This is a genomic window from Caldicellulosiruptor sp. DIB 104C (genome assembly GCF_028198085.1).
Taxonomy (GTDB): domain Bacteria; phylum Bacillota; class Thermoanaerobacteria; order Caldicellulosiruptorales; family Caldicellulosiruptoraceae; genus Caldicellulosiruptor; species Caldicellulosiruptor saccharolyticus.
This window is the reverse complement of sequence record NZ_CP116337.1, coordinates 238,233-259,096: the sequence shown is the minus strand read 5'-3', so window position 1 is coordinate 259,096 and position 20,864 is coordinate 238,233. Positions and strand designations below refer to the sequence as shown.

Sequence of the window (20,864 nt, the reverse complement as noted above, 5' to 3'; positions counted from 1 at the left end):
CATTCCTCTTTTTTTACTTTGTTATATTATATCACCAAATCTATATAATTACAACCCAAAATTTAAAAAATAAAAAAACCACCTGCCTATTCACAGGTGGTTAAGATTGACTAAAACAGATACTTTACAATCCCAATGTTACCCATGTACCAATCTGCTGAAAGCCAATCTTTCTGTATATATTAGCAGCTTTAGGGTTATCACAAAACAAACAAAGCGATTTACCCTCTTTTATTAAATCACTGCAAAGTCTTTTCATGCACATAGTAGCATATCCTCTTGAACGATACTCGTGCATTGTGCAAACACTTAAAACCATTGCCATGTCTGCAATTTCCGCACTCGTTCGTGCAGATGATACAACCATCCCATCTTCTTCTATATAATATATCCTGCTTCTTCCCATCAAAACATCCTGCCTTAGCTGTTCAAACGTTGAGGGATTTAAAAATTCTTCTATAGATTGATATAGGTATACTATCAGTTCAAGCTTGTCAAGGTTTTCTTCTAAATTGTCCTTATTTATTACCCTGACCTTTTCAAATTCTTCCTGAGAAAGTTCTAATTTATTCTTATCTACACTGCTGTCAAGCTTCATAAAAAGCTGCTCTCTTTTATTAAGCACATTCAGTGCTTTCAAAAACGGCATAATAACATCCTTTTTGCCAGAAAAAACTTTGCACCTTGTTGTAAGTATAATATTGCAAAATGAGTCAATGTCCCAGCTGTCAGAATCTGAATAGAAAATCAAATCTCTGCGATAGCGAAGAAGAACTGCTTTTAAATTCCCAGAGATAATGTCAAATTCTCCCCAAACCTCAACAACCGGTGAGTCAAAACCAAAACTCAAGATATCGCCAATTATAAATATATTCCACTCTTTTTCCTTTCGGACAAAATCCATAAGAGTTTTAAAATCAGCATTTGAAAGTTTCCTTATCATAGAACCACACTTTCCTGCTTTTTTACAATTATACTACCAAATTTAAATCTAATCAACTGCTTTTAAAATCCACATATGAGAATTAAAATCACCCCACATCTGAGGAATCATAAGTCCTATGTTCATAAGCTCATCGCCAAACCTTGTTTTTTGCTCACCTTCAATTAAATAGCTCTTGCTGGGGTCAAGACCATCTAATTTTAACCTTTTGATTGGTGGATTTGGCTGCCTTAAAATTTCAACATAGAATACAACTGCCTCTTTTTTGTCCTCTGTCACATACATCCATGCAGCGCTATTTCCCTCAAATGGAGAAATTAATCTGAACAAATCACCTTCAAACACTATATGCCATATTCTCTTGTAAAGCTCAATTTGTCTTTTAATCTCTTCTTTGTCCTCACAAGATAGCTTTGTCAAATCAAGTTCATATCCAAAACAGCCAGAAAGCGCTACAATTCCTCTTGTCTTCATTGGTGTTATCCTACCAACCTGATGGTTTGGCACAATTGATACATGAGCACCCATCGTAGATGCTGGATATACAATGCTTGTTCCAAACTGGATTTTAAGCCTCTCTATTGCATCTGTGTCATCACTCGTCCAAATTTGAGGCATGTAATACAAAATCCCAGGGTCAAACCTTCCTCCACCGCCAGAACATCCTTCAAAAAGGATGTTGGGAAATTCTGTTGTCAGCTCTTCCATCATCTGATAAAGTCCCAGAACATATCTGTGGAAGACCTCTTTTTGTCTCTCAGGTGGAAGCTCAAGCGAACCCACCTCTGTTAATGGCCTGTTCATGTCCCACTTGATATATTCAATTGGAGCTGCTTTTAGAATCTCCTTCATCATTCTCAAAATCTCTTTTCTAACATCTTCTCTTGTAATGTCCAGAACATACTGGTTCCTGCACTGCGTTAAAGTCCTTCCTCGCACCTGTATGCACCAGTCAGGGTGTTTTCTGTAAAGCTCACTGTCTGGCGAGACCATCTCAGGTTCAAACCAAAGCCCAAATTTGAGCCCCATTTCATTTAGCTTTTTGCCAAGACCATCTAAGCCATTTGGAAGCTTTCTTCTGTCAACAAACCAGTCTCCAAGCGAGCTTGTGTCATCATCTCTTTTGCCAAACCATCCATCATCAAGTACAAATAGCTCAATCCCAAGATCTTTTGCCTCTTTTGCTAAAGAAAGAAGCTTTTCTTCATCGAAATTGAAATATGTAGCTTCCCAGCTGTTTATCAGAATTGGTCTTCTCTTATCTCTATATACCCCTCTGCAAAGTCTTTTCCTGTAAAGCTTATGGTATGTGCGAGACATCCCTCCCAAGCCCTCTTGTGAATAGACAATCACAACCTCCGGTGTTTGGAAACTTTCGCCCGGTTTTAGTACCCATGTAAATTCAAAAGGATTTATACCCATTGTAACCCTAAGCATATTGTACTGGTCTTTTTCAACAATTGCAGCAAAGTTTCCACTATACACAAGCGAAAAGCCATACACATCGCCATGTTTTTCAGTTGCATCCTTTGACAAAAGCGCTATAAATGGATTGTGCTGATGTGAGCTTTCGCCTCTTGCACTTTCAATTACCTGAGTTCCGTGAATAAGTAGAGTTCTCTCGATGTATCTTTCTCTTGCCCATGAACCCCAAAGATGCAAAAGTTCAAAATCCCCTTCTGGAAAGTCAACACATGCACTCATTGCACGAAGGATTTTGAGTTTTTGTTTTCCTAAGTTCTCAAACCTTACACTCCTTGTTATTGCATCAAAATCTCTGAAAGCTGTATATATCAATGTAACTTTCAAACCAATCAAATCATCATAAAGCTCTATCTCCAGTGTCTGGGCCTCGTCAGGTGACTCAACATATGTTACCGGAAGACCTTCAAGTTTTGGCTTTCCATCATAGATTCTGTGTGTTTTATAAACAAGGTTTGTGATACGAGAACCGTCTTCCTGCTGAACTTGATAGGCAGGATGTCTGAAATCTGAATTGCCATATGCAGGGTATTCTAAAAGCATTGTATCAAATGAATATGTCTTGTCATTTGGGTCAGGTGTTGCACCAAATGCTCTTCCTCCTGTCACATCAAAATCTGTCCACCCAAACTCTCTTATCTTTTTGCCCCAGTAAACATGGGATAAAAACTTTCCTTTGAAAAGCTTTATTACATAGCTTGTATTCTTTGCTTCTATGAAAAACATGCCTGTTTGGGGGTTAAAGGTGATTGGCATCTTTTTGGCCTCCTTTTTTTAAGCTTGTATTTTCAAAATTTATAATATCATTAATGAAAAATGTTTTGCTATATTCACTTAAAAAAATTAAATAAACATTAAAATCTTGATATGTTTTTTTAAAAGCAGCTGTGCAAATTCTTAATTTTCCTGATAAAATATCTCTATGGAAAACAAAACTTCATTTTAAGGAAAGGGAGAAAACCATGCGAATAAAAGTAGACTTTGAATCCCAAAACCCAATTGAACTTCCTATTCATTACAACTACTTTGTTCAGTCCATGATATACAATACTATTGACGACAAAATCTATGCAACATTTTTACATGACAAAGGTTATGAGGTTGATTTGAAAAACTTTAAACTCTTTTCATTTTCTCGCTTAGAAGGACCATTTAAGATTGTCGGAGAAGGCTTAAATAAAAAAATAATATTTGACAAAAAGGTTTCACTTACAGTGTCATCACCTGTTGAGGATTTTGTCGTAAAGTTTTCAACCGGACTTTTAAAAAAAGACCAAATCTATCTAAAAGATAATATACTATATGTGACATCTGCAAACATGCTCAAAAGACCAAAATTTTCAAGTTTCCATAAAATAAAAATGTTATCTCCTATGTGTGCATACAAAACAATCAGAAATGAAAATTCAGAATACAAGCACTTTTTTACTCCTTTTGAGGATGAGTTTTATAACCTCATTTCCCAAAACCTGATGAAAAAATGCAAGCTTTTAATAAAAGACTTTGACGAAAAAAGTTTTAGATTTGATTTAAAACCATTAAAGGTTGAAGAAAAAACACACTTTAAACCCATGCTTTTTAAAAAGACGCCCATAAAAGGCTGGCTTGGTTTTTATACAATTGAAACTGACCCAATAATAATGGAAGTTGCATATTACTGCGGACTTGGCTCAAAAAACTCTCAGGGATTCGGACTTTTTGAAATCATTGAGTAAGTTTTTCAAGGAGATGATTAAATGGAATATTTGATAAGGCTTGTGAAGATGGCAAGACCATACTGGAAATATCTTATTATCTCTGGTATCTCCATGCTTGCTATCACAGCATTAAACCTTCTTGGTCCGTGGCTTGTGAGGGATTTGACAGGAATAATTACAAATATTAGCAAGTACCCAAATGCAAAGAGAATGATAATCAATATCTCTCTTATATTGATTTTATCTTACATTTTAAGGATTGTATTTCAGTTTTTAAATAGTTATCTTTCACATTATGCAGCATGGAATTTAGTTGCACATGTGAGAACTTTGGTTTATAGTAAGCTCCAGCAACTTTCTTTCGGATATTTCGTAGACAAACAAACAGGGCAGCTTATGTCAAGAGTTGTAAATGATACTGCAAACTTTGAAGTCTTGATTGCTCATGCAGTACCAGAGCTATTTACGAATTCTCTTATAATACTTGGTGTTGCATCCATTCTTTTTATCATAAATCCTGTTCTTGCTGCGCTATCTTTAATTCCTATACCATTTTTGATTTTAAGCGGTACAGTCTTTGCCAAAAAGATTTTGCCAAATTTTAGAGAAGCTCAAAAAGCCTTAGCAGATTTAAATGCCGACTTGCAAGACAATCTCTCAGGTATCCGTGAAATACAGATTTTCAACAAGCAGGAAAAAGAGCTTTTAAAAATAAAAGAAAAAATTTATAGGCACATTAACGCGCTTTTGAGTGCTCTCAAGCTCTCAGCAGTATTTCATCCAACTGTAAGTTTTCTAAGCTCTGTTGGAACAGTGATAGTAGTTTCTGTTGGTGGACTTATGGCTCTAAAGGGAAAAGTGCCTGTGCAAGATATCGTTGGATTTATTTTGTATCTTAGCATGTTCTATCAACCGGTGACTCAGCTATCTCAAGTTATTGAAAACGTTCAGCAAGCTTTGGCAGGCGCTGAGAGAGTTTTTGAGATTCTTCAGACAGAGTCTGAGATAAAAGAAAAAGAGAATGCGCAGAAACTTAAAAACGTCCAAGGTAAAATCACATTCGAAAATGTTTCTTTTTCTTACAATCCTGAAGTTCAGGTTTTAAAAAATATATCATTTGAGATTCTGCCAGGACAAATGGTTGCATTTGTTGGCCCAACAGGTGTTGGAAAGACAACAATTATGTATCTTTTAAATCGCTTTTATGACCCAGACTCAGGTACAATCAAGATTGATGATATCGATATAAGGGATGTCACATTGAAGTCCCTACACGACAATATCAGTATGGTAATGCAAGATGTCTTCTTGTTCAATGGAACAGTTGCTCAAAACATTGCATACGGAAAAGAGGATGCTACCATGGATGAAATAATTCAAGCAGCAAAAATTGCCTGTGCTCACGACTTTATCCAAAATCTTCCTCAGGGTTACAATACGGTAATTGGCGAAAGAGGAGTAAAGCTCTCTGGAGGCCAAAAACAGCGTTTGGCAATTGCAAGAGCTGTCTTGAAAAATGCACCGATATTAATCTTAGATGAAGCAACTTCTTCTGTTGATACAGAAACAGAAAAAGAAATTCAAGAAGCCATAAACAACTTAGCAGGTACAAGGACAATTTTAATTATTGCTCACAGGTTATCTACTGTAAAAAAGGCAGATAAGATTATAGTTTTGAAAGATGGCGAAATTGTGGAAATGGGCACACATGAAGAGCTTTTTGCTAAAAAAGGACTTTATTATCATTTGTGTTCTGTGCAGTTAATTGATGAAAATGATAGCTTAATAAGGGAGGTATAAAAATATGAAATACAGAAGGCTTGGTAGGACAAATATTGAGGTTTTCCCAATAGCATTTGGTGGAATACCAATACAAAGAATCGATGAGGAGTCTGCTATAAGATTAATCAGAAGAGCAATTGAACTTGGAATTAATTTGATTGACACTGCAAGAGGTTATACTGATAGTGAAATAAAAATTGGTAAGGCTTTGAAAGGAACTAACAAAAAAGTATACTTGGCATCTAAATCGCAAAATAGAACAAAAGAAGGAATTTTGAAGGATATTGAAATAAGCCTTAAAAACCTTGGTGTCGAACAAATTGATATTTATCAGCTACATGGTGTTAATGATATAGATACATTCAATAGGGTTTTTGCTGAAGATGGAGCTTACTGGGGACTGGTTGAGGCAAAGGAAAAAGGACTTATTAGATTTATCGGCGCTTCAAGCCACAGTACAGAAATTCTTGAAAAGTTAATAAATACAGATAAATTTGATGTGATCCAACTTTGCTATAATATAATAGAAACAGATGTAGAAGACAAAGTTTTCCCATTAGCACTCCAAAAAGATATTGGAATAATTGCAATGAAGCCAGTTGGTGGCGGTGTTATTCCAAACGCTGCTCTATCTTTAAAATACGTCTTGCAAAAAGAATTTGTCGTACCTGACCCTGGAATAGAAACCATTAAGGAATTGGATGAAAATGTTAATGTTGCTATGAATCTCAGTGCTTTGACTGACGATGAAATGAAAGAAATAGAAAGGATACGAAAAGAGCTTGGTAAAGAATTTTGCAGAAGATGCAATTATTGTCAACCATGCCCTCAACAAATTCCTATTTGGGTAATACTCCATGCAGATTCTGCAATGAAAAGATTGCCTTTTAATACTCTAAAGTCTGGCTGGTTTTATGATGCATATCAAAAAGCAAAAAATTGCATTAAATGTGGAGTTTGCGTAACAAGATGCCCATACAATTTGCCAATACCTGATATGATTGAGAAAAAGCTTGAGATTATTCGAGCAACAATCGGCGATTAATCTAGTCTTTAAGCTTCTTTCCTTGAAAATTTAAGGGATGAGGTTTTTTGTTTTGGATAAGAGAATTGAGCATTTCTAATAATTTTTAGATTACTGAATAAAGTTCATTTTTTGATAAAATCAATGTGGATGAAAAGCTCTATAAATGCAAAAAGGATGTGAAAAACAATGTCTTTAGAACTTGATTATCAAACAATTGTGCAGTTTCTCTCAGAGCAAAAACTTGCATATTTTGCAAAAAACAGAAAAGCCTTTGAAAAGGGAATTGACCTTGCTCGAAAAATTAAAAAAGAAAATATTCAGTATGACCAAGAAGAAAATGCAATATTTGCAAAAGTAGAAGATGGCAAGAACGAATACTGGGTTTTTATCGATTTTGCTCTGCCTTTATATATGTCTCAGGACTTCTTTGGAAATATTGAGATTGAAAACATAATTATAACTGCTGCATGTTCATGCAGTTTAGAAAATATCACTTTTGAATCAGAAGAAGAAATAGATATTGAAGATTTTGTTCAGTCTGAAGATTTTTGCCGGCACATAATTGCTGTGTTAAAAAGTTTTGCTGACGGTAAATATATTCTCAATAGCCTAAATAAAATGCAAGAATCTTTGCTTCAAATGTTAGAACAAAAATTAAATGAGGCTATTGAGAAGGAAAGAAGACAAAATTCCCGGATTTATCAATTTTTTGCAAACAATTTTGAAGAAAATTATATTAAGTTTTCACTTGATAATTTGTCTGTAAAGTCTCCTAATATATTTTTAGAAAAATATTTCGGATCTTCTACTAACGATTTAGTAACTTTAAAATTAAAAATAAAAACCTTAGATTTGAAAAGAGACTATGTTGTTTCATATATACCAGAATTTTTAAAAGCGTATGAGCAAAAACAACCATTTCAGTTTGGAAAGAATTTTGTGTACAATCCTACTTATCATTTTTTTGGTGAAAAAGACAAAAAATTTTTGGATGTACTGTTGAAGTATCTGAACTTTTTAGATTTAGAAACAGAAAGAAATACTATTTACTTACCTGTCAAAATTGCAAATGAAATAATTGAAATCCTTGACAATGAAGAAATTTTTATATCTTTTGATTACTTTGTAGCAAATTATTATGATGCTCATAAAGTAAAAGTTGATCTTTGCACTAAGGTAAAACCAAAGATTTTATTAAAACTTGAGGACAATCAGGTAAGACTTTATAGTGATTTAATAGATATTGCTAACAGAAAATTTTTATATAGCGACGGAAGTTATTTTGTTTCAGATGGTACTCTTTACAAGCTTACACCAGAGCAAAAGATATTTTCTTCAATAATTAAAAAAATGGCTGAAGCAAATAGAGTATTTAATTTTTTTAAAGTTGAATACATTAAATTTTTTACCCTTAATAAAGAAGACTTTTGTGACTTTATGAATAAATATTATCTATTTTTAGACCAGCACTTTGAATTAGAAATTGACCCTGACCTCAAAAAATTTATTTTAGAAGATTATATTATTAAACCCAAATTATATTTGGAATTTGAGAATGAAAGGTTTGTTGCAAGAATCAGTGGAATGAATGAAATATTTGATACAATTTCAAAAACCAAGAAAGTTCCATTATTTGATTATTTTAGTTTGTTTGAAATTCAAAGTATTTTGTTTGCTTATGGGTTTAATGAGATAAAATCTGACCAAGAATTTTATTATGAATGTCTTGACCCCGATATGTTCATGGAATTCTTAGCAGAAGGTGTTTCGCAAATCCAAAAGATAACTGACGTTTATTATTCAGAAGATTTTAAAAAGCTTAAAATTAAAAAAGATGTAAAAATTATCCCCTGCTTAAAATATTCTAAACATTCAATTGACTTCTGGCTTGAAAGTGATGAGCTTGAGAGTTCAGAGCTTAAAAATATTCTTGATGCAATAAAGAAAAAGAAAAAGTATTACAAACTCAAAGATGGTTCAATTTTGATTTTAGATAGTCCAAATATGAAAAAATTAGTTTCATTTATAGATTCTGCATCTGACATAGACCAGGTTATAAAAGAAAAAGCTGAGCTTTCTTTACAAGAAGCAGTGGCTGTAACAAAACTTTTAGATGAAAGCGGAATTCAGGCAAATGGAGTTGAAAGTGTTAAAAGCATTATCGAAAAGATAGAAAATATTGAAGAAATTGATATTCAAATCCCGGTTGAGCTTCAAGGTGTGTTAAGAGATTATCAGAAACTTGGAATAAAATGGTTATCTTCTCTATTTGAAAATGAACTTGGTGGAATTTTAGCTGATGATATGGGGCTTGGAAAAACTCTACAGGTACTTGGCTTTATTCTTGCAAATAAGCAAAAAATTAAAAAGCCGGTATTAGCCATTGTGCCAACATCACTTATTTATAACTGGAAACAAGAGATTGAAAAATTCGCACCAGGTCTGAAAACTTTAATTATTGACTCAACACCTGCAAAGCGCAAAAAAGCAATAGAAAAAATACCAGAATATGATATTGTAATTACATCATATGCACTTTTGAGAAAAGATATAGAACTTTATAAAGACATCGATTTTAGTGTTTGTATCTTAGATGAAGCACAGTACATAAAAAATCCTCACTCACAAATAAAGCTGGCTGTAAAAGAAATCTGTGCAGATGCTAAATTTGCCCTGACAGGTACACCAATCGAAAATAATCTCATAGAACTGTGGTCAATCTTTGATTTTATACTTCCTGGGTATTTAGGAGGAGCTGAGAAATTTGTTGAGCGTTTTGCGATGCCAATTTATAGTGGAAACAATAATGCATTGGAAAAATTGAAAAAACTGATAAAACCGTTTGTTTTAAGAAGAGTAAAACAAGATGTATTAAATGAACTTCCTGAACTAATAGAAACAAATATTCAAGTTGCAATGAGCCCTGAACAGGAAAAAATCTACAAGCAATTTTTAGTCTCAGCCAAAAAAGAGATTGAAAAAGAAATAGATTCAGCTGGGTTTGAAAAAAGTCAAATAAAAATATTTTCCTTATTAACAAGACTAAGACAGATCTGCTGTCATCCAAAGCTTGTATTTGAAGATTACAAAGGAAGCTCTGGTAAGATGGAAGCACTGAAAGAAATTTTACAAGACAGCTTAGAAAGTGGGCACAGAGTAATTATATATTCTCAGTGGACTTCAATGCTATCTATTATCAAAAAAATGCTTGACAAGGAAAAGATTTTATACTTTTATTTAGACGGTACAACAAAGGCTGAAGACAGAGTTGAAATGGTGAACAGGTTCAACAGTGGAGAGAGAAATGTCTTTTTGCTTTCGCTAAAAGCTGGTGGATTTGGACTCAATATTACTGGGGCAGACGTTGTTATTCACTTTGATGCATGGTGGAACCCGGCAGTTGAAAACCAGGCAACAGCAAGAGCACACAGGCTGGGCCAGAAAAATGTTGTTCAGTCATTTAAGATTATAACCAAAAATTCAATAGAAGAAAAAATACTTGTTCTACAACAGAAAAAGAAAGACCTATTTGATAGCTTAATCGAAGCAAGTCAATCGTTTATAGGAAAATTTTCTAAAGAGGAAATATTGGAGTTGTTGGAGTAAAGCGATACTTTATGAACTAAGGATTAACAGAATTTTGTATTTAAATATGGCTTTACTTTTTTAGTTTTAAAAATCTAAAACACGGAAGGACTAGATTTGACAAAATAAGAACCTAAATTTTTTCACTACATTATTTACTTATGTACGTTCTAAATATTCCTTGTATGTGCTTAGATTTTTGCTGTTTTTAGCTTCTTTGCATTCAGTGTCTCTCCAGTTCCTCCTTGTGCTTTTTGTTAATTTTGTCTTATCTTTCAACATTGTTTTAATAATGTATATCAAATTTATCGTTTTTATTATTTTCTAATGATATATTTATTTACTTTTTTCAAAATATATTTCAATGTCCTCTGTAATAAAAATACAAAAAACATATTATATTATAAATTGTGCTTTTTTCAGAATTTTATTTTTTTGCATATTACATACATTAGCTTATATTGAAGCTTTTACAATATTAAAAAACTAAGAACATCTACTCAATGTTAACAATATTTTATCTTTATGTCTTTATACCAAAGATACTTTTCAATTTCTTTTGGTAAAGTTACTGTTGAAAACACAAAACTTATGCTATCAATATCAATACACTTTATAGTACCGTTTTTCTTGAAATTTGTTTCCATAACAGCTAATACAACTTCACTTGCAACCTTTGCCAAGGTCTTTTTTGTACTTGCCACAATCTCATCGTCCTCTGTTACACCTTTTTCTAAGCTAAAACCTGTGCAGCTAATAATTGCTTTGTCTGCTCTCAAACTTTTTACAAATTCCTGTGCTAACACCCCAATATATGAACCTGTTTTCCTGTCAAGTTTGCCATCTACACAAATTAGCTCAACATTCTTTTCATCCATTAGTTCATTTACAACCTTTACATAATTCGTTATAACAGTTATTCCTATTCCCTTTTCCTTTATCTTCTTTGCTATTTCTAAAGAAACTTCACTGTTGTCAAGAACAATTACGCTACCTTCTTCGATTTCCCTTACTATCGCACTTGCCAACCTTTCTGCTTCTGTTAAAAACTGGTCCTTAACTTCTTCCTCAAAATAATTGAATTTCTTTTCAAATCCCTCTTTCAAAACTGCCCCACCATATGCTTTTATTATTATGCCTTCTTTCTCAAATTTCTTTAAATCATTCCTTACTGTCTCTGGTGACACATTAAATATTTCACTAAGTTTACTAACCTTTACACTTTTTGGAAAATAACAACGACAATATCTTTTGTTGCCTCTCTAATGCAAGCATAGGGCATAATCACTCCCAGTATCAACATTATAATAAAGTAAATTTTAAAAATAGGGCGGCTCAAAACCGCTCCATTTACATTCCTCATATTTTCTTAAATTCAAATTTGTAGTTACCTGAACCAATTGATATCTTAATAATATTTTCATTTATTGTAATATCTTTTATCCCTGTTTCGGAGCCTGAATTTTCTTGACTCAATATTTTAAAAGTATCAGTATCAATCTTTTCAAGTTCCACAATTGCCTCTGTGTTTGCAGGAACAATTAACTCAAGTTTGATATTCTTATCTTGTCTATCCCATCTGATAAAAATATCACCATACAGCGATTTATATCTCAACTTAACATAATCAAAGTGCTCAAAATAAGGTTTAACTAAGAATTTCTTAAATCCAGGTTCTAAGATATTTAGTCCACCTAAAACACTATACATCCAATCACCAATTGAACCATAAGCATAGTGATTAAACGAATTCATATTCGCATCCCAAAATGTTCCATCTTCTTTTATTCCGTCCCAATGTTCCCATATAGTTGTCGCACCTTTTAATACTTGATATAACCAAGATGGATATTTCTTTCGAAGCAAAAGCTTTAATGCAATATCACTTCGTCCATACTTTGTCAATACATGACACAAATATGGAGTGCCTACAAACCCAGTTGTCAGTGCATAATCTACCTTGCTTGCATCCGTAATATCTATTTCTTTTAGTAGTTCAATTAGCATTTCAACATTCTTTTCAACGTCTTTCTTTTCAAGCAAATCAAACATTAAAGCCAAAACGTGAGCAGTTTGTGTATGTGCAGCAAGTCTTCCATTTGGTGTTACAAATTCTTTCCTAAACTCTGTTACAATGTTGTGATATAGTTTTGTATACTCCTCAACATCTTCAACATAGCCCAAAACCTTAGCTGTTTGACTCAATATCCATGTTGAATATGCATAAAATGCAGTAGCAATCAAATCCTTTGGTGTGGCACCAATATAACTACCTTCTATAGTATCTAATGCAACCCAATCGCCAAAGTGAAAGCCAGTATTCCACAAATATTCATTGTCTCCCTGTTTTCTAATATATTCAACCCACTTTTTCATACTTTGATATTGCTGCTCAAGAAGCCTTTTGTCTGCATAATACTGGTAAATAGTCCATGGGCAGATTGTTGCGGCATCACCCCAAGCTGAAGAAGAATGTTCATCTCCGAATGATTGAGTTTTGGAAAAGAAAATATTTGGAATTACAAAAGGCACACCACCATTTTCAAACTGGTCTGCTGCCAAATCATGCAACCACTTGGTGAAGAAAAGTGCAACATCCATATTAAAGCAAGCTGTTTTAATAAACACCTGAGCATCTCCTGTCCACCCAAGTCTTTCGTCTCTTTGTGGACAATCTGTTGGAACATCAACAAAATTTCCTTTCTGACTCCATACTATATTCTTTTGAAGTCTATTTACAAGATCATCTGAACATTCAAATTCTCCTGTTGTTTCCATCCCTGAATAGATCACAATCCCTTCAAAATTGTTTATATCAACCTTTCCTGGATATTCTTCAACTTTTACATATCTAAAACCTTGGTAAGTAAAGTGAGGCTCAAATATCTCTTCATAATCGCCTTTTAAAATATATTCAATAGTTTGCTTTGCTTTTCTGAGATTATCAGTGTAAAAATTTCCCTCTTTGTCTAATACCTCTGCATGTTTTAGCACAACTCTATCTCCAGCATTTCCTTTAACTTTAAATCTAACAAAACCCACCATATTCTGTCCAAAATCTATAACAGTTTCTCTCTTGGGAGTTGTAATAATAGCTACTGGCTTGATTACTTCCATTTTTCTTGCTGGAATATTCTCCTGAGCTACTAATATATCTTTTCTGTATTCTATAACTTTAGCCTTTTTCCAGTCTTTATCATAAAGTGCTGGATTCATCCATTCTTGCAGTTCCAGACGTGCATCATAAATCTCACCATCATAAAATTCAGAAAATAAAATTGGTCCCAATTTATATTCCCACTTTTCATCAGTAGAAATTATCTCTTCAGTTCCATCTGCATAATAAAGATGCAATTGTGCCAAAAAAGCCAATCTATCTCCGTAGATATTTTTCTTGCCTTCCCACCCTAATGTTCCTTTATACCAGCCTGCTCCTAAAATTGCACCTATCACATTCTGTCCTATTTTAATATCTTGAGTAACATCATAGGCCTGATACTGAATTCTTTTATGATAAGATGTCCAACCTGGTGTAAAGTAATAGTCACTTACTCTTTTGTTATTTAGCCAAGCTTCGTATAACCCGAGTGCTGTTGCATATAGTATGGCTCTTTTTAGAGGTTTTCTTACCTCAAATCTATATCTAAAATATGGTGACCTTTCGCAGTTGTCATCATCATATGTTGATATCCAATCAGCTATCCATTTACTGTTATCAAGAATTCCTACTTCAAAATAATTCGTTTTTGACCAATCTGAAACATTGCCATGGTTATCCCATATTCTAACTTTATAATAATATCTCTGACATTCTTCAAGCTCAGGGCCATTATATTCCACATGGACTGATTGTTCAGAAGATATAATACCTGTATCATAAATTATATCCTCAAAATTTTCATCTCTTGCAAACACCATCTGATATGCTGTCTGCTTTGTTGCAGGTATATCAGAATTTATTATCCACGAAAATCTTGGTTTTTTTGTCCCAAGCCCTATTGGATTTTTTCTATATTCACATTTGACTTCTTTTATTTCTAATACCATTTTGCATTCTCCTTTGTTTTTCTTATGATTGATTTTAATCAATCAAATACAATTTCTCAATTACCAATAATTGATTTATATACTTAAATCATTATGAAATTATCTTTAAGCCTTTATAGCCCCTGCCACCATTCCACTTATTATTTTTCTGTTGAAGAATATAAACAATATTAATGGAGGTATAGAAATCAAAACAACATCCGCAAAGAGTAAGTTCCAAGATGTATTGTATCTACTCATAAAATTATATAAAGTTAATTGAACTGTTGGATTTTCAGCACCTGGTAAAAAGTAAAGAGGGTTTACAAAATCATTATAAATAGATATTGAAGATAATATTACTATTGTGGCTGTAACTGGCTTTAACAAAGGAAATATTATTCGGAAAAATAGCTGATAGCTATTACAACCATCTATCAGTGCGCTTTCGTCTATCTCTTGAGGAATTGTTGATAAGAAATTACTATAAAGCAGTGTTGCAAACGGCAAACCTAAAGCAACTTCAATCAAAACAATCCCTGGCAGAGTTTTGAAAAGTCCTAATAATTTTAATATCCATATTGTGGGAACAACAGATGGCGGAAGTATTAAACCTATTAAAATCAAGAAACTTATAAATGTCATCGTTCTATTTTTTCTTCTTTGAATTATAAATCCTGTCATTGATGCAACAAAAACTAAAACTATCACTGAAAATACTGTAATCAATGTACTATTTATAAATGCTCTGACAACAACTCCATCCTGTTCAGCTAAAACTGATTTATAATTTTCTATTAAAAGCACCTGTTTAGGAAAACTCAAGTCTAAACTTGCTGCTTCGCCTTTACTCTTCACAGAGTTAATGAATATAAAGAAGAATGGGATACCATAAATTATTAATACCAAAGCTAAAGCAATAACTTCTGCAATACTTCGCTTTATTTTCTGTGCTCTCATAATTCCACCTCGCTTACTTGTAGATATCAATTCATCTAAGATATATTCAATATCATATCTTTTCATTTCTGAATTTAATTGTTCTGCTGCAAATATTATTACATTGCGAAATAAACTACTAACTATAATAAGTGGAACTTTTTGTTCTTTCAATTTATCTAAAACTCTCTCTAATTCCTTTTCTAAACTCTCTACCATCAAATTTGAAATATAATATGAGAATTTCTTTTCAATTTCTCTTTGATTAATATCACTTTCTTTACTTAATAAAGTACTGCTACTATTATTTGGGTTGTAGTGTATAATTTGTGTATATCCAAGTACAATATTTAAATCCAAAAACCTTAAAGTTTTCATAAGCATGTCTTTTAACTGAAATAATTCAAAGGAATAATCTACAATCACACTTGTAAAATAAAGTCCTCCGTCTTTTTTGCTCTCAAAAATTTTTTTAAATAACTCAACTACTGTCAGTTTATTACCTGTATCTGGCGTTATTAGTATTAACTCTTGGTCATCTCGTCCAAAAAACTGCCAATATAAAGCATTTTCAAATTTAGACGGACTAATTTCCGATGCTGTTTCAAAATTAATTTCGTTAATAAATTTTGTCTTTGAAGAATACTTGAGAGGAATACCTCCTTCTCTCAATATGCATAAGAAATATTTATCCCATGGTAGAAACTTTTTTATTTCTTTCTCATCTATTTTGATATCAGCTATTATTTTCTTTAATAGTAATATTTGTTTGTCATAATATTTCTTCTCTATTTTTTCTTTCAAACGATTTAAGAGATTAACAAAACTATCCACATCTATGGGTTTTAAAACATAGTCACAAACTCCCTCGCGAATTGCTCTCTGGGCATATTCAAAATCCTTATATCCGCTTATTAAAACATATTCAATATCAGGAAAATTAATTTTTGCCTTTGATACAAGGTCAAGTCCATTACAAAGAGGCATTTTAATATCTGTTATAACTATATCAGGCTCACTTTTCTCTATTTTTTTTAATGCCTCCTCACCATCTTGAGCAATATCAGCTATCTCAAAGTCTTTTGAATATTCTTGAAATATTGTCAACAAATACTTAATTGCTGCTGGTTCATCATCAACAATTAAAACTTTTAGTCTCATTTATCTTTCACCTTCCTCACGATTTACTTCAATCTCACCACCCAACAATACAACAGCACCACCATTTTCATTACTATTACCTATATCAAAAACAAATTTATTTTTATAAAATATCATCATCCGCGCATATGTATTTAAAAGTCCAATTTTACCAATCTCAAATCCTTCTATTTCTTCGTTATAATTGAAACTCCTTTTGATATTTTCAATTTCTCTTTTAATGTTTATAAGTGCTTCATCATCAAAACCTTGTCCATTATCTTTTACCTCAACGTACCACCAGTTATCCTTTTCATACCCTTTAATCCAAACCTTCATTTTATCAGTTTTGTTCTCAAAACCATGAGTAAACGAATTTTCTACAATCGGTTGTAGAATAAGCTTTGGAACTTTTTGGTTTAAAACCTCTTCTTGAAATTCTATAAAATATTCTAATTTATCTTCATATCTTTTTTTCATAAGATTCAGATAATTTCTAACATGCTCAACCTCGTCTTTTAATGTAGCAATTCTACTACTTGCTGAAGTTGAATATCTAAGCATTGAAGCTAAACTACTGCAAATTTCGCAAATCTCTTTGTCTTTGTTAAGCAAACCCCTGTGCGAAATGATATTAAGTATATTGTAAATAAAATGGGGATTGACCTGAGCTTGCAGCGCTTCAAGATTTGCTTTCATCTGTAATAACTTGTATTTCATTTCTTTATTTATTGCTTCATTTAACCTATCTAATAAATTCTGAAAGGCTTTATTTAATGCTTTAATTTCATCATTTGTATTTTCCAATACAATTCTTTGGCTAAGATTATTTATGTTAATTTTGTCCACTTTACTCTTGAGCTCGCGAATAGGTTTGGTAAATTGGTTAGTCATAAAGTATATAAAAAAGAGTGAAATAAATATAATAAGTAATCCAAAGAGCAAAACAGAATTTCTACTAATTTTTAATGGGCGTTCAATCAATGTTCTATCAAAAATTAAAAAAATAGCAATTTTTTGTTTAGGTAAATATCTTATCGCTATTAGTTCATTGTCATTTTTATCAAGACTGCTAAAATCTATTTCTACATTAGTAAATTTGCTTAAAAGTTTATAATAATCTTTCATCTCTGTTTCTGATATATTACGTGCATAAAATACATTTTTATCAGCTGTCATTAATATTTTTACATTTTTTAAAGATTCATCATTAAAAATATTCTCTATATTCGAATACAACATTTGAACCTCTATGTAACCTAATCCGTTTTCATATCCACCTAAGAAACGCACTTTTGAAAAAACTTTCACATTTTTATCATCACGCCATGGGTCATAATATTGAGGTATTATTATATTTCCTTGCACTTTTTCTGACAAGGTAAACCACTTTGTTTTATTAATCAACTGGTTTACCCTGTCCTCCTGAGGAAATGGAGACTTAAAATTACTTGTAATAAAATCCCCCTTCTTATTAAAATAGCTTACTCTATAAAACCTTCTAATTATAAGATAATTATAAAGTATTCCTTCGATTGTTTTTTTTGCTTCATTCACGTATACTAGATTACTATTATTCTTTCTATTCAGTGCGTTAAGTGTTATTGTTGATTCTACAAAATCATTGTTAGATATCAAAAAGTCTATTATAAAATCCATTTAATTCAATAAACTTGAAACTTCTTGTGCAACCTTGTCTGAAACTGCATTTAATTTTGCTACAACATCTTCCTCCATCACGCGAAGATTATATGTATAGAATGCAATGCCTACAATAAATGCCAAAAATATAATTAATAGCGAATAAGCTAAGAATAATTTTTTACTAAAACTCATAATCATCACCCATTTCTTTTGTTAAAAATTTTTCACTAATTTTATTATAACATCTATAACCTATCCATCTCACATAGAATAATTTACTATCATTTCTAAACAAAAAAGGCTGCATAATAGCAGCCCCAGCAAACTTTTTATTTCATTTACTGCTTATTTAACTCCCTGAGCCACATTTCAATTTTTTCTTCACTAATCAATCCTCGAGTAAATGAAACCAAGCTCCTTAAAGGAGTTTGCAATAGAAACATCATAATCGTATCATCAGCATTTGAAGAAGAAAAATTAAAACTCTTTTTAATCATTTCAACAATTTCATTATAAATTTCTTTACCTTTAGGGTCATCTTTTAAATCATATAAAATTGTATTTCTTGTATATGTTTTTGGCAATTTTCTCAGGGATTTTACATATACTTTCTCACTCAAAACAATATCTCTTGAAGATTTTCCAACCAAAATATTATACTCACCTTCTTCAACATACCAATCTTGAACATCCACTTCATAATATGCAAAAGCTCTTTTATCAAGGGTAAATTCTATCTCTTTTACTTCACCAGGTTCTAAGTAAACTTTTTTAAATGCTTTTAATTCCTTTTCTGGTCGCATTACATTACTCTCTTTTTTGCTTACATATATTTGAACAATCTCTTTTCCTGCTATTTTTCCACTATTTTTGACTCTAACAAAAACTTTCAAAATTTGATTTTCATCTAACTCTTTTTTATCCACTCTAATGTCAAGATAATCAAATTTAGTATAACTCAATCCATATCCAAATGGGAAAAGCACATCCATTTCTTTTTTATCATAATATCTATAACCAACAAATAGCCCTTCGCGGTATTCAACTCTATCTTTTTCACCTGGGTAGTTTAAATGTGCTGGATTGTCGCTAAGTTTTATTGGAAAAGTTTCGGCTAACTTACCACAAGGATTAGCAATTCCGAATAAAAGCTCAGCAATAGCTTTACCAACGCCTTGGCCTGCTAAATAACATTCAAAAATACCTTTTACTTTATCTATCCATGGCATTTCAACTGCCGAACCATTCATCAATACAACTACAACATTGCTATTTTCTTTAAGAACTTCATTTATGATTATATTATGTCCGTCTGGTAATTTTAAATGCTGCCTATCAAGCCCTTCAGAATCAAAACTTTCTGGAAGACCTGCAAAGATTACAACAACATCAGACTTCTTTGCTACTTCTTTTGCTTCTGAAATATAATTGACATTTGTCTCGCCAGTTTGCAAATCATAACCCTGGGCATACAAAACTTTTGCCTTGTCTCCTACAATATTCAATATCTCATCAAGAGGAATAGATAACTTTGTTGGATTTAGATGAGAACTACCACCACCCTGATATTGTGGCTGTTTTGCAAAGCCGCCAATGATTCCAATTGTGCCTTGAGCTTTTAAAGGCAAGATGTTATCCTCATTCTTTAAAAGTACCATGCTTTCTCTTGCAACTTTAATTGCTAATTCATGATGAGCCTCTTTATCATAAGTAAAACCTTCTTTTTTATTCTCTACTGCCTTAAAAACTATTTTGAGTATTCTTTCCACAGCTCTATCAAGTACTTCTTCTGAAAGCTTTCCACTTTTCACTGCCTCTACAATCTTTTTATCATCTATGCCTCCGTTTCCTGGCATCTGCAGATCAAGTCCTGCTTCTAAAGCTTTTACTCTATCATCAACTGCTCCCCAATCAGAAACAACAACCCCTTCAAATCCCCATTCTTCTTTTAAAATCTTTGTAAGAAGATACTCATTTTGAGTACAATATTCACCATTGACTTTATTGTATGCAGCCATTACTGTCCATGGCTTTGCTTCTTTTATAGCCTTCTCAAAACTTGCAAGGTAAATCTCTCTAAGTGTTCTCTCATCAACCCTTGCATCAACTACAAGCCTTCTATACTCTTGATTGTTAGCAGCAAAATGTTTGATAGAAGTCCCTACGCCCTGGCTTTGTACACCTTTAATAAATGAAGCTGCTAATTCGGAAGACAGGAGCGGGTCTTCCGAATAATATTCGAAATTTCTTCCACAAAGTGGTGTACGTTTGATATTTACACCAGGTCCTAAAAGAATCGAAACACCCTCAGCTTGACACTCTTCCCCAATTGCCGCTCCAACTTCTTGCAGCAAATTCCTATCCCATGAACTTGCCATACATGCTGCTGTTGGAAAACAGGTGGATGGTACAGTTTCGTTCAAATTAAATCCATTAGATTTTCTTACTCCATGGGGTCCATCTGTCATCATTATTGAAGGTATGCCTAATCTTTCAATAGTTTTTGTGTGCCATGCATCAAACCCTGAACACAAGCTTGCTTTTTCTTCAAGGGTCATTTTTGATATCAACTCTTTTATTTTATCTGACATTTTCTAAA

At 32.5% G+C, this 20,864-nt stretch carries 12 protein-coding genes; 4 read left to right on the top strand and 8 right to left on the bottom strand.

Translation table 11 applies throughout. From position 1 onward, the window contains the following. Nucleotides 1-124 precede the first annotated feature (124 nt). Both PGC14_RS01100 and PGC14_RS01095 read right to left on the bottom strand, forming a co-directional pair. The gene (locus tag PGC14_RS01100) at nucleotides 125-943 is read right to left on the bottom strand and encodes a GNAT family N-acetyltransferase (protein WP_271629307.1); all 819 of its coding nucleotides are present in this window, start codon (nucleotides 941-943) and stop codon (nucleotides 125-127) included. A 48-nt stretch (nucleotides 944-991) separates the two neighbouring features. Beyond that, nucleotides 992-3,181 carry an alpha-galactosidase gene (locus PGC14_RS01095; RefSeq protein ID WP_271629306.1) on the bottom strand — a complete coding sequence of 730 codons (2,190 nt, stop codon included), beginning with the start codon at nucleotides 3,179-3,181 and terminating at the stop codon, nucleotides 992-994. A 206-nt stretch (nucleotides 3,182-3,387) separates the two neighbouring features. On the opposite strand from PGC14_RS01095, the gene cas6 reads away from it, so the two are divergent. The 4 genes from cas6 (at nucleotide 3,388) to PGC14_RS01075 (ending at nucleotide 10,537) form a co-directional block, all read left to right on the top strand. After that, nucleotides 3,388-4,140: a CRISPR-associated endoribonuclease Cas6 gene (gene cas6, locus PGC14_RS01090; RefSeq protein ID WP_271629305.1), complete on the top strand. Its 753-nt coding sequence runs from the start codon at nucleotides 3,388-3,390 to the stop codon at nucleotides 4,138-4,140. Between the two features lie 21 nt (nucleotides 4,141-4,161). Next, complete coding sequence (locus tag PGC14_RS01085) at nucleotides 4,162-5,922, top strand: ABC transporter ATP-binding protein (protein ID WP_271629304.1); 1,761 nt, start codon at nucleotides 4,162-4,164, stop codon at nucleotides 5,920-5,922. Between the two features lie 4 nt (nucleotides 5,923-5,926). After that, a complete protein-coding gene (locus PGC14_RS01080) occupies nucleotides 5,927-6,949 on the top strand; it encodes an aldo/keto reductase (RefSeq protein WP_271629303.1) in 1,023 nt (340 codons plus the stop codon). Between the two features lie 168 nt (nucleotides 6,950-7,117). Then, nucleotides 7,118-10,537: an SNF2-related protein gene (locus PGC14_RS01075; protein ID WP_271629302.1), complete on the top strand. Its 3,420-nt coding sequence runs from the start codon at nucleotides 7,118-7,120 to the stop codon at nucleotides 10,535-10,537. Nucleotides 10,538-11,022: 485 nt separating this feature from the next. On the opposite strand, the gene PGC14_RS01070 is transcribed toward PGC14_RS01075, so the two are convergent. From PGC14_RS01070 to PGC14_RS01045, 6 genes are all read right to left on the bottom strand, one after another. Then, nucleotides 11,023-11,703, bottom strand: coding sequence for a DeoR/GlpR family DNA-binding transcription regulator (locus tag PGC14_RS01070; RefSeq protein ID WP_271629301.1), 681 nt, complete (start codon nucleotides 11,701-11,703; stop codon nucleotides 11,023-11,025). Nucleotides 11,704-11,875: 172 nt separating this feature from the next. Beyond that, nucleotides 11,876-14,563 (bottom strand): alpha-L-rhamnosidase, encoded by a 2,688-nt coding sequence (locus PGC14_RS01065; protein ID WP_271629300.1) that lies wholly within the window; start codon nucleotides 14,561-14,563, stop codon nucleotides 11,876-11,878. A gap of 105 nt (nucleotides 14,564-14,668) precedes the next feature. Continuing rightward, nucleotides 14,669-16,642 (bottom strand): response regulator, encoded by a 1,974-nt coding sequence (locus tag PGC14_RS01060; protein WP_271629299.1) that lies wholly within the window; start codon nucleotides 16,640-16,642, stop codon nucleotides 14,669-14,671. Next, nucleotides 16,643-18,028 carry a sensor histidine kinase gene (locus PGC14_RS01055; RefSeq protein WP_271629298.1) on the bottom strand — a complete coding sequence of 462 codons (1,386 nt, stop codon included), beginning with the start codon at nucleotides 18,026-18,028 and terminating at the stop codon, nucleotides 16,643-16,645. Between the two features lie 252 nt (nucleotides 18,029-18,280). Beyond that, on the bottom strand, nucleotides 18,281-18,457 hold the full coding sequence (locus PGC14_RS01050; protein ID WP_271629297.1) for a hypothetical protein: 177 nt from the start codon (nucleotides 18,455-18,457) through the stop codon (nucleotides 18,281-18,283). 146 nt (nucleotides 18,458-18,603) lie between these two features. Beyond that, nucleotides 18,604-20,856, bottom strand: a complete 2,253-nt coding sequence (locus tag PGC14_RS01045) for a glycoside hydrolase family 3 C-terminal domain-containing protein (protein WP_271629296.1) — start codon at nucleotides 20,854-20,856, stop codon at nucleotides 18,604-18,606. Nucleotides 20,857-20,864: the final 8 nt, after the last annotated feature.